This window comes from Dickeya sp. Secpp 1600 (assembly GCF_003049805.1).
GTDB classification, from domain to species: Bacteria; Pseudomonadota; Gammaproteobacteria; order Enterobacterales; family Enterobacteriaceae; genus Dickeya; species Dickeya fangzhongdai.
This window is the reverse complement of the sequence record NZ_CP023484.1, coordinates 1,353,508-1,366,765: the sequence shown is the minus strand read 5'-3', so window position 1 is coordinate 1,366,765 and position 13,258 is coordinate 1,353,508. Positions and strand designations below refer to the sequence as shown.

The 13,258-nt window shown below is 54.9% G+C and carries 10 protein-coding genes and 6 tRNA genes; 12 read left to right on the top strand and 4 right to left on the bottom strand.

Going from position 1 to position 13,258, the window contains the following annotated elements; translation table 11 throughout:
• Positions 1-297: 297 nt before the first annotated feature.
• Together fldA and fur are read left to right on the top strand one after the other, a co-directional pair.
• Complete coding sequence (gene fldA, locus CPA59_RS06260) at positions 298-825, top strand: flavodoxin FldA (protein WP_049853562.1); 528 nt, start codon at positions 298-300, stop codon at positions 823-825.
• Positions 826-1,168: 343 nt separating this feature from the next.
• Positions 1,169-1,615, top strand: a complete 447-nt coding sequence (fur, locus tag CPA59_RS06255) for a ferric iron uptake transcriptional regulator (RefSeq protein ID WP_013316991.1) — start codon at positions 1,169-1,171, stop codon at positions 1,613-1,615.
• Positions 1,616-1,690: 75 nt separating this feature from the next.
• Here fur and glnS read toward each other — a convergent pair whose 3' ends face one another.
• Together glnS and nagE are read right to left on the bottom strand one after the other, a co-directional pair.
• Positions 1,691-3,349 carry a glutamine--tRNA ligase gene (gene glnS / locus CPA59_RS06250; RefSeq protein WP_107758895.1) on the bottom strand — a complete coding sequence of 553 codons (1,659 nt, stop codon included), beginning with the start codon at positions 3,347-3,349 and terminating at the stop codon, positions 1,691-1,693.
• Positions 3,350-3,514: 165 nt separating this feature from the next.
• The gene (nagE, locus tag CPA59_RS06245; RefSeq protein WP_038918292.1) at positions 3,515-4,987 is read right to left on the bottom strand and encodes an N-acetylglucosamine-specific PTS transporter subunit IIBC; all 1,473 of its coding nucleotides are present in this window, start codon (positions 4,985-4,987) and stop codon (positions 3,515-3,517) included.
• A 336-nt stretch (positions 4,988-5,323) separates the two neighbouring features.
• Between nagE and nagB the strand changes: the two genes are divergently transcribed.
• The 10 genes from nagB (at position 5,324) to CPA59_RS06190 (ending at position 11,347) form a co-directional block, all read left to right on the top strand.
• Positions 5,324-6,124, top strand: coding sequence for a glucosamine-6-phosphate deaminase (gene nagB, locus CPA59_RS06240; RefSeq protein ID WP_038918291.1), 801 nt, complete (start codon positions 5,324-5,326; stop codon positions 6,122-6,124).
• 22 nt (positions 6,125-6,146) lie between these two features.
• Positions 6,147-7,298 carry an N-acetylglucosamine-6-phosphate deacetylase gene (nagA, locus tag CPA59_RS06235; protein ID WP_038918289.1) on the top strand — a complete coding sequence of 384 codons (1,152 nt, stop codon included), beginning with the start codon at positions 6,147-6,149 and terminating at the stop codon, positions 7,296-7,298.
• 30 nt (positions 7,299-7,328) lie between these two features.
• Complete coding sequence (locus CPA59_RS06230; RefSeq protein ID WP_038660899.1) at positions 7,329-8,552, top strand: ROK family protein; 1,224 nt, start codon at positions 7,329-7,331, stop codon at positions 8,550-8,552.
• A gap of 293 nt (positions 8,553-8,845) precedes the next feature.
• Positions 8,846-10,510, top strand: a complete 1,665-nt coding sequence (gene asnB / locus CPA59_RS06225; protein ID WP_038918287.1) for an asparagine synthase B — start codon at positions 8,846-8,848, stop codon at positions 10,508-10,510.
• 218 nt (positions 10,511-10,728) lie between these two features.
• Positions 10,729-10,805: transfer RNA gene (locus tag CPA59_RS06215), tRNA-Met, on the top strand.
• 9 nt (positions 10,806-10,814) lie between these two features.
• Positions 10,815-10,899, top strand: a tRNA-Leu gene (locus CPA59_RS06210).
• 56 nt (positions 10,900-10,955) lie between these two features.
• Positions 10,956-11,030: transfer RNA gene (locus CPA59_RS06205), tRNA-Gln, on the top strand.
• A gap of 38 nt (positions 11,031-11,068) precedes the next feature.
• Positions 11,069-11,143: transfer RNA gene (locus CPA59_RS06200), tRNA-Gln, on the top strand.
• Between the two features lie 43 nt (positions 11,144-11,186).
• A tRNA-Met gene (locus CPA59_RS06195) sits at positions 11,187-11,263 on the top strand.
• Positions 11,264-11,272: 9 nt separating this feature from the next.
• A tRNA-Gln gene (locus CPA59_RS06190) sits at positions 11,273-11,347 on the top strand.
• Positions 11,348-11,475: 128 nt separating this feature from the next.
• Here CPA59_RS06190 and CPA59_RS06185 read toward each other — a convergent pair.
• Together CPA59_RS06185 and ubiF are read right to left on the bottom strand one after the other, a co-directional pair.
• On the bottom strand, positions 11,476-11,805 hold the full coding sequence (locus tag CPA59_RS06185) for a multidrug efflux SMR transporter (RefSeq protein ID WP_107760771.1): 330 nt from the start codon (positions 11,803-11,805) through the stop codon (positions 11,476-11,478).
• Positions 11,806-11,967: 162 nt separating this feature from the next.
• Positions 11,968-13,134, bottom strand: coding sequence for a 3-demethoxyubiquinol 3-hydroxylase (gene ubiF / locus CPA59_RS06180; protein ID WP_107758893.1), 1,167 nt, complete (start codon positions 13,132-13,134; stop codon positions 11,968-11,970).
• Between the last annotated feature and the right edge of the window lie 124 nt (positions 13,135-13,258).

Genomic DNA, 13,258 nt, shown 5'->3' with positions numbered 1-13,258 from the left:
GCTCTGTCATCGTCAAAACTATAGGAATGTTTAGTGTTTTATGTCGTTTAAAAGCTAATAAAAATTAGATATTTAACCAATTATCCATATTTTCAGTCATCTGTACGAATATCGTATTTTAAAAAAATTAAAAAAACATTAAGGGAGTGATGCAAAAACAATCAATTAATCGCTTCCTCGCCATTTCACGATATGGCAACAGATACACGTTTATCCGTCAGACAGTGTCTGCTATTATTAGCGGATCGTGGGTGACGCAAGCACCATACCCTTAAGAATCAAGAGGTTATTTTATCTATGGCTCTCATAGGCATTTTTTTTGGCAGTGACACGGGCAATACCGAAAACATCGCCAAGACGATCCAGCAACAACTGGGCAGCGACGTCGCCGAACTGCACGACATTGCCAAAAGCAGCAAAGAAGATCTTGAGCGTTTCGACATCCTGCTGCTGGGTATTCCAACCTGGTATTACGGCGAAGCGCAGTGTGACTGGGATGACTTCTTCCCTACGCTGGAAGAGATTGATTTTGCCGGCAAGCTGGTCGCCATCTTCGGTTGCGGCGATCAGGAAGACTATGCGGAGTACTTCTGCGACGCCATGGGCACCATTCGCGATATTATCGAGCCGCGTGGCGCCAATATCGTCGGTCACTGGCCGACCGAAGGCTATTACTTCGAAGCCTCAAAAGGTCTGGCGGATGACACCCACTTTATCGGTCTGGCCATCGATGAAGATCGTCAGCCGGAGCTGACCAGCGAACGCGTCTCCAACTGGGTCAAGCAAATCAGCGAAGAGCTGAACCTGAAAGCACTGCAGGCCTGATTCATCTATGGCTCTGATACCGATGTATTCAGAGCCATATCTATATAGATAGACAAAACCTATCACAATCAGTGATACATTTTTTTAACTTTTCATTCCGACAGGGTACAATACCCACTCGGTCAGCCGGTTGCGTTTAATGACCTGTCTTGGCGTACAATATGTCTCTCGCAGGGAACAACTCTGAATACAGAGAGTTAGCAAGAATCATATTGTAAAAGTTCCGTGGTTTTCATTTCGACGGCGCGGTTCTATAATTGAGACACAGTGACCTTTTTTAAGCCGACCGATGATACTAGGCTAATAGCCTCCCAGATAAAGCAAGTAACAGGACTAAATCCGCATGACTGACAACAATACCGCATTAAAGAAGGCTGGCCTGAAAGTCACACTTCCACGACTGAAAATTCTGGAAGTGCTTCAGGATCCTCAATGCCACCACGTCAGCGCGGAAGACTTATACAAAAAGCTGATTGATATGGGGGAAGAGATTGGTCTGGCTACCGTTTACCGCGTGCTTAACCAGTTTGACGACGCCGGCATCGTTACCCGTCATAACTTCGAAGGCGGCAAGTCGGTTTTCGAACTCACGCAGCAGCACCATCATGATCATCTGATCTGTCTGGATTGCGGCCGGGTGATTGAATTCAGCGACGAGTCTATCGAAGCGCGCCAGCGTGAGATCTCCGAGAAACACGGCATCAAACTGACCAACCACAGCCTGTATTTGTACGGCCATTGCAGTAGCGGCGATTGCCGTGAAGACGACAATGCGCACAACGAACGCTAATCACTCGATGCAGAGAAAAAATAAAACCGCCGCGGCGGTTTTATTTTTGTCTTTTTCCCGGTAGCCGGGCGGCTGTTACCCCGCCCAACTGTCCCGCAAACCGACCGTGCGGTTAAACACCAGATTATCCGCGCTGGAATAAACGCGATCGGCGCAGAAATACCCTTCACGCTCAAACTGATAGGCTTTTTCAACTTCAGCCTGACCCAGACTGGCTTCCACAAAGCCCTGGGCGACCGTCAGCGAATCCGGGTTGATGGTGGAGAGAAAATCCTCCGCCGCGCCGGGGTTAGCCACGCTGAACAGACGGTCATACAGACGGAACTGCGCCGGCAGTGCATGAGCCGCCGATACCCAGTGGATCACGCCTTTCACTTTACGGCCGTCAGCCGGATCTTTGCTCAGGGTTTCCGTATCGCAGCTGCAGTAAATCGTGGTGATCACGCCCTGCTCGTCTTTATCAATGTGCTCGGCCTTAATGACATAGGCGTTACGCAGGCGCACTTCTTTGCCCAGCACCAAACGTTTGTACTGCTTGTTGGCTTCTTCGCGGAAATCAGCGCGATCGATATACACCTCGCGGCTGAACGCCACCTGGCGCGATCCCATTTCCGGTTTATTGGGATGATTGGGCATAGAAAGCCACTCTTCATGCCCTGCCGGCAGGTTCTCAATCACTACCTTCACCGGATCCAGCACCGCCATCGCCCGTGGCGCGTTCTCGTTCAGATCGTCGCGAATGCAGGATTCCAGCGCCGCCATCTCCACGGTGTTGTCCTGCTTGGTGACGCCGATACGACGACAGAACTCACGAATGGACGCCGCAGTGTATCCGCGACGACGCAAGCCGGAGATAGTCGGCATACGCGGATCGTTCCAGCCTTCCACCACTTTCTCGTTCACCAGCTGGTTCAGTTTACGCTTGGACATCACCGCGTATTCCAGATTCAGGCGGGAAAACTCATACTGCCGCGGGTGGGCAGGAATGGAGATATTATCCAGCACCCAGTCATACAGGCGGCGGTTGTCCTGAAATTCCAGCGTACACAGCGAATGGGTGATACCTTCCAGCGCATCGGAAATGCAGTGGGTGAAATCGTACATCGGATAAATGCACCATTTGTTGCCGGTCTGATGGTGCTCGGCAAATTTGATGCGGTACAGCACCGGATCGCGCATAACGATGAACGGCGAGGCCATATCGATTTTGGCGCGCAGGCACGCCGTGCCTTCAGCGAAACCGCCGCTGCGCATTTTCTCGAACAGCGTCAGGTTTTCTTCGACGCTACGGTCGCGGTACGGGCTGTTTTTACCCGGCGAGGTCAGGGTGCCGCGGTATTCGCGGATCTGCTCCGGCGTCAACTCATCGACATACGCCAACCCTTTATTAATCAGTTCAATCGCGTAAAAGTGCAGCTGATCAAAATAATCAGACGAGTAGCGAACGTTGCCGCTCCAGGAAAAACCCAGCCACTGAACGTCATGCTTGATGGACTCAACGTACTCGATATCTTCTTTTACCGGGTTGGTATCATCAAAGCGCAGGTTGCACTTGCCGTTGTAATCTTCGGCAATGCCAAAGTTCAGGCAGATGGACTTGGCGTGACCGATGTGCAGGTAGCCGTTCGGCTCCGGCGGAAAACGCGTCTGAATATGGTCGTGTTTGCCGGTAGCCAGATCTTCATCAATGATCTGGCGAATAAAGTTGGTTGGGCGGGCTTCAGCCTCACTCATGCTTGGTTCCTCAAATGCGAAAAAACAACCCATAACCACTAATGATCCAACAAGCCACGCTGGGAAACAACCGTTTGTTTCACGAAAGTTTAAGATAAAAAAACGGAGCGTACGTCTCCGTATGCTCCGTTTCCCGACATCTGACAACCATGGGGCGTCGCCGAATTATTCCTGCGACACCTCGCGTAACGCCGCCGCAATGTTTTCCGCCTGAGTGCCAACCACAATCTGCACGCTTTGCTTGTTGAGACGGATGACCCCGGCCGCCCCCAGCTTGCGTGCAGCGGGTTCATCCACCAGGCCGGAATCCTTCACGCTCAGGCGCAAGCGGGTAATACAGGCATCAATTCCGGTCAGATTATCCTTGCCGCCGATAGCCTGCAGGTAACCTCTCGCCACCGACTGGCTGTTGCCGGCAGGAGCGGCGGTTCCCTCGGATGAGGACTGCGCCGCGGCGGCTTCACGCCCCGGCGTCATCAGGTTAAAACGGGTGATGGTGAAGCGGAACACCACATAATAGATGACAAAGAACGCGGCGCCTTGCAGCAGCAGCATGTACCAGTTCGTCGCCAGCGGGTTGCGCGAAGACAACACCATATCCACCAGACCGGCGCTGAAACCAAAACCGGCAATCCAGTGCATACTGGCCGCGATGAATACCGAAATCCCGGTCAGTACGGCGTGCAGCACATACAGCACTGGCGCCACAAACATGAAGGAGAACTCCAGCGGTTCGGTAATGCCGGTGAAGAAGGCTGCAAACGCCGCCGCCACCATAATCCCCGCCACCCGACTGCGGTTTTCCGGACGAGCGCAGTGATAAATCGCCAGCGCCGCCCCCGGCAGGCCAAACATCATGATCGGGAAGAAACCGGCCTGATAGCGCCCGGTAATACCGGGAACGGCTTTGCCGGCGTCAATCGCCTGCTGCCCGCTGAGGAAGTTAGGAATATCGTTGATGCCGGCCACATCAAACCAGAACACCGAGTTCAGCGCATGGTGCAGCCCCACCGGAATCAGCAGACGGTTAAAGAAGGCATAGATACCGGCGCCGACCGATCCCAGTTGCTGAATATGCTCGCCAAAGGAAACCAGCGCGTTGTAGATCACCGGCCAGACGTACATCAGCACGAACGCCACCACGATCATCAGCATCGAAACCAGAATCGGCACCAGGCGGCGACCGCTGAAAAAAGAGAGCGCCTTGGGCAATTCGACCTGGCTGTAACGGTTGTATAGTTCGGCGGAAATGATCCCGACCAGAATACCGATGAACTGGTTTTCAATCTTACCGAACGCTTTTGGCACCTCCGCCAGTGGGATGTGCTGAATCATCGACACCGCCGCAGGCGAACACAATGTCGTCAGCACCAGATAGCCGACAAAACCGGACAACGCCGCGGCGCCGTCTTTATCTTTCGACATACCGTAGGCGACGCCGACCGCAAACAGCACCGCCATATGCTCGATAATGGCGGCGCCGGACTTGATCAACAGCGCGGCCAGCGCGCTTTCACTGCCCCAGCCGACCGGATCAATCCAGTAACCCACCCCCATCAGGATGGCGGCTGCGGGCAACGTGGCGACCGGCACCATCAGGGCGCGGCCTACTTTTTGTAAATAACCGAGTGTACTCACCTTCCCCTCTCTTTCCCTTACGGGCAAAAATTGTCTGTCAGCCTTGTTATAGAATCACCCGCCAGCTATGTGGGCCTGGCAAGAGTGCCAAAAAAATAATTCGTTACGCAAATTAATAACGGTGATTATGTGATAATTATCACCACAAAAGCACATACAAAATGTTTATGGCGCGGCATTAACACAACTTATTTTAAGACTAAAAAAAACGCGCTACACTAGCCCCAGATAAATTCCGAAACGTGGTGCGGGCATATTACCTGACGGCCATGCTATCCGACTGCGTTTACCCGATGAATAATTGCCTTCGCTAACCGATTGCCTGAGGAGAGCCCCATGAGACTGATTCCGCTAACGACCCCCGCCGAGGTTGGCAAATGGGCCGCCCGCTATATCGCCGAGCGCATCAACGCCTTCAACCCGACGGCGGAGCGCCCATTCGTGCTCGGCCTGCCGACCGGCAGTTCGCCGCTGGAAGCTTACAAATCCCTGATTGCGCTGTACGATGCCGGTCAGGTCAGCTTCAAACATGTCGTCACCTTCAATATGGATGAATACGTCGGGTTGCCGGCGAACCATCCGGAAAGCTACCGCACCTTCATGTACCAGAATTTTTTCAATCACGTTGATATTCCGGAAGGAAACATTAACCTGTTGAACGGCAACGCGGAAGATATCGCCGCCGAGTGTCAGCGTTATGAAGAAAAAATCAAGTCTTACGGCAAGATTCATCTGTTCATGGGCGGCGTCGGCAACGATGGCCACATCGCTTTCAACGAACCGGGTTCTTCTCTGGTGTCCCGCACACGTATCAAGACCCTGACGGAAGAGACCCGTATCGCCAATTCCCGTTTCTTTGGCGGCGACGTCAATCAGGTGCCCAAATATGCCCTGACGGTGGGTGTCGGTACGTTGCTGGATGCGGAAGAAGTGATGATTCTGGTCAGCGGCCGCCATAAGGCGCAGGCGCTTCAGGCCGCGGTGGAAGGCAACGTTAACCACATGTGGACCATCAGCTGTCTGCAGTTGCACGCCAAAGCGCTGATGGTGTGTGACGAACCGTCCACAATGGAGCTGAAAGTGAAAACCGTGAAATATTTCCGCGAGCTGGAAGCTGAAAATCTCAAAAATCTGTAATCGGTGAGCCAGGAGCTTATAGATGTACGCTTTAACCAACGGCCGTATTTTTACCGGCCATCAGATCCTTGACGGCCATGCGGTCGTCGTCGCCGACGGTTTGATCGAGGCAGTCTGCCCGACACGCGAACTGCCCGATAACTTGCCCCGGCGCGATCTCGCCGGCGCATTACTGGCCCCTGGCTTTATCGACCTGCAATTGAACGGCTGCGGCGGCGTCCAGTTCAACGACGCGCTGAACAATCTTTCCGTCAAAACGCTGGAAACCATGCAGCGGGCCAACGAAAAATCCGGCTGCACCAGCTTTTTGCCGACGTTGATCACCTCTTCCGACGAGTTCATGCGCCACAGCATCGGCGTGATGCGCGCCTGGCTCGCCCAGCATCGCCATCAGGCGCTTGGGCTGCATCTGGAAGGTCCCTGGCTCAACCCGGTGAAGAAAGGCACCCATGACGCCGCCTTTATCCGTCAGCCGGACGAGTCATTACTCAATTATCTGTGCGATAACGCCGATGTGATCGGCAAAATCACGCTGGCCCCGGAAATGGTATCGACGACGGTTATCCGGCAGCTGACCGCCGCAGGTATCGTGGTGTCCGCCGGTCACTCCAACGCCACCTGGGAACAAGCCAAACAAGGCTTTGCCGCCGGTATTCGCTTTGCCACTCACCTGTTCAACGCCATGCCGGCCCTTGCCGGGCGCGAACCCGGTCTGGTCGGCGCCGTCTATGACGCGCCGGAAGTCTACTGCGGCATCATCGCCGACGGCCGCCATGTCAGTTGGGCCAACATCCGCAACAGCAAACGCATCAAGGGCGACAAACTGGTGCTGGTCACCGACGCCACCGCGCCGGCCGGTTCCGACATCGACCGGTTCACATTTGCCGGTAAAACCATATACTACCGCGACGGCATTTGCGTGGATGAGCACGGCACCCTGAGCGGTTCGGCGCTCACCATGATCGATGCCGTGCGCAATTGCGTAGAACACGCGGGTATCGCTCTGGACGAGGCGCTAAGAATGGCGACGCTCTACCCGGCGAGAGCCATCGGAGAAGACCACCGACTGGGAAGCATTGAGACGGGCCACGTGGCTAACCTGACGGTATTGACCCGCGATTTTGACATCCTCAATACGTTTGTTAATGGTGAAGAAGTCTTTCATAAACAGTAAAACGTATTGCATCGACACGAGTAATGCGTCATGACCACAGGCGGACAAACCCAGATAGGGAACATTGATCTGGTCAAACAACTCAACAGTGCGGTCGTGTACCGCTTGATCGATCAGCAGGGCCCTATTTCCCGGATTCAGATTTCAGAGCAGAGCCAGCTTGCTCCCGCCAGTGTCACCAAAATTACCCGCCAGTTGCTGGAGCGCGGTCTGATCAAAGAGGTGGATCAGCAAGCGTCAACCGGCGGGCGCCGCGCCATTTCCATCATTTCCGAAACGCGGCCGTTTCATACCGTCGCGGTGCGACTTGGCCGCCACGACGCCACCCTCGCCTTATACGACCTGCAGGGCAAACGGCTGGAAGAAGAGCACTGCAACCTGCCGGAAAACACTCAGGATACGCTGGAAAGCGCGCTGTTCACGGTTATCGATCAGTTCATTGCCCGTCACCAACGTCGTATCCGCGAGCTGATCGCCATTTCGGTGGTGCTGCCGGGACTGGTCGACCCCATCGCCGGCGTGGTGCGTTATATGCCGCACATCAGCGTGGACAACTGGCCGCTGGTGGATAATCTCGAACGGCATTTCAACGTGCACAGCTTTGTCGGCCACGATATTCGCAGCCTGGCGCTGGCCGAGCATTACTTCGGCGCGACACGTGACTGTCAGGATTCGTTGCTGGTGCGGGTTCACCGCGGCGTGGGCGCCGGCATTCTGGTCAACGGCAAAATCTTTCTCGGCAGCAACAGCAATGTCGGGGAAATCGGCCATATCCAGATCGACCCGTTGGGCGACCGCTGCCACTGCGGCAACTTCGGTTGTCTGGAAACGGTAGTGTCGAACGGCGCGCTGGAGCAACGGGCACGTGATTTATTGCAGCAGGGATTTCCCAGCAAGCTGACGCTGGATAACTGCCAGATCGCCGCTATCTGCAAAGCCGCCAACCGGGGTGACCTTCTGGCCCGTGAACTGATCGAGGCCGCCGGGCAACATCTGGGCAAAGCCATTTCGATTGCCGTCAACCTGTTCAATCCGCAACGGGTGGTCATCGCTGGTGAAATTACCGGCGCGGACAAGATTCTGCTGCCCGCCATTCAACGCTGTATCAACGCACAGGTGCTGAAAGACTTTCGGCAAAACCTGCCGGTAGTCGTCTCCGAATTGCAGCACTTATCCGCCATCGGCGCCTTTGCGCTAGTGAAACGCGCGATGCTGAATGGCGTATTACTGCAACGTCTGCTTGAAAATCAGTAGGTTTAGTTTTCTGCTATAAGGCCGGATTATGAGATCGCTAAAAATCCGGCGCCTTCTCTCTGCCGTTTTGAATAAAACCCAATAAATCACACCAAAAATTACACATTCACCAGCACAATGGCTTTTTTCATTAAATGATATTGAACTGCCATCCCCTTTTGATGCTAAATCAGTGTTACCGATACGGCGGCGAGTCACCCTCTGAGGTGAGATACGGCAAGGAAAAGCGCTGATTACCGCCATACACTTTGACTGTTTCACGTTGTGATGCGTGGATAAAGGGAGCCTCTTGTATGTGTTCTATTTTTGGTGTGCTTGATCTGAAAACCGATCCGGTTGAATTGCGCAAAAAAGCGCTGGAATTGTCCCGTCTGATGCGTCACCGCGGCCCGGACTGGTCTGGTGTTTACGCCAGCGACAAAGCCATTCTGGCGCATGAGCGTCTGTCCATCGTCGACGTCAACACCGGCGCTCAACCGCTCTACAACCAGGCGCACACCCACGTTCTGGCCGTGAACGGCGAAATTTACAACCATCAGGCTCTGCGTCAGCAATACGGCGACCGCTATCAGTTCCAGACCGGTTCCGATTGCGAAGTGATTCTGGCGCTGTATCAGGAAAAAGGTCCGGAATTTCTGGACGAATTGCGTGGTATGTTCGCCTTCGCCCTGTATGACAGCGAAAAAGACGCCTATCTGATCGGCCGCGATCACCTGGGCATCATCCCGCTTTATATGGGCTATGACGAACACGGCAACTTCTACGTGGCGTCTGAGATGAAAGCGCTGGTGCCGGTGTGCCGCACCATCAAAGAATTCCCGGCCGGCAGCTACCTGTGGAGCCAGGACGGCGAGATTCGCGAATACTATCGTCGCGACTGGTTCGATTTCGACAACGTTAAAGACAACGTGACCGACGCCAACGAACTGCGCGAAGCGCTGGAAGAATCGGTGAAAAGCCACCTGATGTCTGACGTTCCTTACGGCGTGCTGCTGTCCGGCGGGCTGGACTCTTCCATCATTTCCGCCGTCACCAAAAAGTTCGCCGCCCGTCGCGTGGAAGACGATGAGCGCAGCGAAGCCTGGTGGCCGCAGTTGCACTCGTTCGCGGTCGGCCTGGAAGGCGCGCCTGACCTGAAAGCCGCACGCGATGTCGCAGAACATCTGGGCACCGTACACCACGAAATCCATTTCACGGTACAGGAAGGTCTGGACGCCATCCGCGACGTGATTTACCACATCGAAACCTATGACGTCACCACCATCCGCGCCTCAACGCCGATGTACCTGATGTCCCGTAAAATCAAGGCGATGGGTATCAAGATGGTGCTGTCCGGCGAAGGTTCGGACGAAGTATTCGGCGGCTATCTCTACTTCCACAAAGCGCCGAACGCGAAAGAATTTCATGAAGAAACCGTGCGTAAACTGCTGGCGCTGCACCAGTATGACTGCGCCCGCGCCAACAAAGCGATGTCCGCCTGGGGCGTCGAAGCCCGCGTGCCGTTCCTGGACAAGAAATTCCTGGACGTAGCGATGCGCATCAACCCGAAAGACAAAATGTGCGGCAACGGCAAGATGGAAAAACACATCCTGCGTGAGTGCTTCGAATCCTATCTGCCGCACAGCGTGGCCTGGCGCCAGAAAGAGCAGTTCTCTGACGGCGTGGGCTACAGTTGGATCGACTCTCTGAAAGAGGTCGCGGCCAAACAGATTTCCGACCAGCAACTGGAAACCGCGCACTTCCGTTTCCCGTACAACACGCCGACCACCAAGGAAGGCTACCTGTACCGCGAAATTTTTGAAGAACTGTTCCCGGTCCCAAGTGCGGCTGAATGCGTCCCTGGCGGTCCTTCTGTAGCCTGTTCGTCCGCTAAGGCGATTGAGTGGGATGAATCTTTCAAAAAGATGGATGATCCGTCGGGTCGCGCCGTCGGCGTGCACCAGTCCGCCTATCAGTAATCGGTTTTATTTTACTGTTTTAAACGGGCCCTTAGCGGCCCGTTTTTCTTATGGAATACAGCCAAAAGCCTGCTTTCTGACGCTTTTCTCACCACACTGTTCATAACCCAAACAAACAGCGCGAATACGCCGTTTTTAGGGAAAAAATGTGTTGACGCCAAAAGACCAACTCCGCATAATGCGCCCCGCAACGCCGATGAAGGTGACGCGGAAAAGATGGCTACGTAGCTCAGCTGGTTAGAGCACAGCACTCATAATGCTGGGGTCACAGGTTCGATTCCCGTCGTAGCCACCATTTTTTCCTGCGGGAGTGGCGAAATTGGTAGACGCACCAGATTTAGGTTCTGGCGCCGCAAGGTGTGCGAGTTCAAGTCTCGCCTCCCGCACCATTACCTTTGTCGGTGTAGAAAACCAAAGCGTCAGCCTAGGTATGCAATAGTTTTATTGGGGTATCGCCAAGCGGTAAGGCAGCGGGTTTTGATCCCGCCACTCCCAGGTTCGAATCCTGGTACCCCAGCCATGAATCAAGTGAGACACGTCATACGATGTGCGCCCTGTTGGGGTATCGCCAAGCGGTAAGGCAGCGGATTCTGATTCCGCCATCCCGAGGTTCGAATCCTCGTACCCCAGCCATATTCAGTCATGAAGCCAACGGCTTCTGACCGTGCAGTAATTTGGCTACGTAGCTCAGCTGGTTAGAGCACAGCACTCATAATGCTGGGGTCACAGGTTCGATTCCCGTCGTAGCCACCACCTTAAAATTGGGGTATCGCCAAGCGGTAAGGCAGCGGATTCTGATTCCGCCATCCCGAGGTTCGAATCCTCGTACCCCAGCCATACAGAAAAGCCCGTGCAAACGGGCTTTTTCTTTTTTTATGCTTTTATCGTTTATTGGTTACCGCTCATCAGCTATTTCATCTGCATCAATAACCGGCGCCGGCTTAACGCCAGTACCGGCTCGTTCATCAATGCGTCACCGAATTGGAAAACAGGTTAATCACCGCCACGCCGGCAATGATTAGCGCCATTCCCAATACCGCCGGCCAGTCCAACCGCTGATCGTAAAAAATCCAGCTTATCGCCGCGATCAACACAATCCCTACGCCCGACCAGATGGCGTAAATCACGCCGGTCGGCAATACCCGCATGGAAACGGTCAGACAGTAAAACGCGATGGCGTAGAACACCACCGTCACCACACTCGGCACCAGCCGGGTAAAGCTCTCCGACAATTTCAGCGCCGTTGTCGCCACCACTTCCGACACAATCGCCAGACAAAGAAATAAATAGGTCATCAGTTTCACTACTCAGAAATAAGGAATTCGCCGCAAGCCGTCAGGATAACGCGTTATGGTGGTCGCCTCTTGGCAGATATAGCGGTATCAATGTAATCACATCGTATGAACGCGGCATGACGGCGAACAGATCATGAAAAAACAGCGTAGCGGCTACGCTGTTTACAACCCCAACGCGTAACGCAACGCCTGCTGTTTCAGTTTTCCGGCGCGCTGCGCCGCCATCAACGCCAGGTTGCGGGCAAATTCAAGCGGCGGCAGCCGGTTACTGAACGCGCCGTAAAACAGATCCATGCCGCTTTGCATCAGCAGATTGTCAGGCTTGCGCTGCCGCTGATAACGTCGCAATACCGGCTCGCCGTACCAGACTGCGCCTTCATCACGCGCCCGAATCACCACATCGAGCAGCGTGGAAACGTCCCGATATCCCAGATTCACGCCCTGCCCCGCCAGCGGGTTGATGGTATGCGCAGCATCGCCAATCAGGGCCAGCCCCGGCAATACATACTGCTGCGCATGACGACGCACCAGCGGAAACGCGCCGGCCGCGACCGCATTGACCTCACCCAGCCGCGCAGGAAACGTCTCGGCGATAGCCTTATTCAGTTGAGGAAGCGACATCGCCTGCAACTGGCGGATACGCTGCGGGCTGTCGTACCACACCAGCGAGCACCAGCCGTCAAACAGCGGCAGAAACGCGCGCGGCCCGGACGGCGTGAAGCGCTGCCAGGTCGCCTCCTGCCGCGGGCCGGCCATTTCGGCGCTGATCAGCATGCAGGACTGGCGATATTGCCAGCCGGTGATACCAATGCCCGCCCACTGGCGAATTTTCGAATTGGCGCCATCAGCGCCAATCACCAGCGACGCAGACAGGCTATCGCCCTGCTCGCCAGTCAGCACCCATTGCTCGTCTTCACGATGCATGCGCTGCAATTGCCACGGACACAATAGCGTCACGCCGGGCGTCTTCTCCAGCACCTGCCACAACGCCAGTTGCAGAATACGGTTCTCTACCATGAACCCCAGCTCGGGTAACCCGAGGTCGGCCGCATCGAACACAACATGCGCATTGTCCCATTCCCAGGTTTCGAGCCGCCGGTAAGGCGCGCTGCGCATCAGCCCGACGCCCTGCCAGGCTCCCAGCCGCTCCAGCAGCCTGACCGACGCCTGACCAATCGCCGATACCCGCACGTCCGGCGCGCTGCCTGCGACAAACGGCGGCGGCGTTTCCTGCTCCAGCACCGCCACCTGAAAACCGTTCTGCGCCAGTCCCAACGCGGCGGCGGCACCAACCATGCCTCCGCCTACAATCACCGCATCATAGTGCATACCTGCCCCACTGTTTCTATTGCGCCGATAAAGAAGACTCAGGCGCCAGAAAGACAAAAGATGGCGATAGTTTACTGGATTTCGGCAACGTTTTTCAGAAAAGCGACGTGCCGCTCGCTCTGGT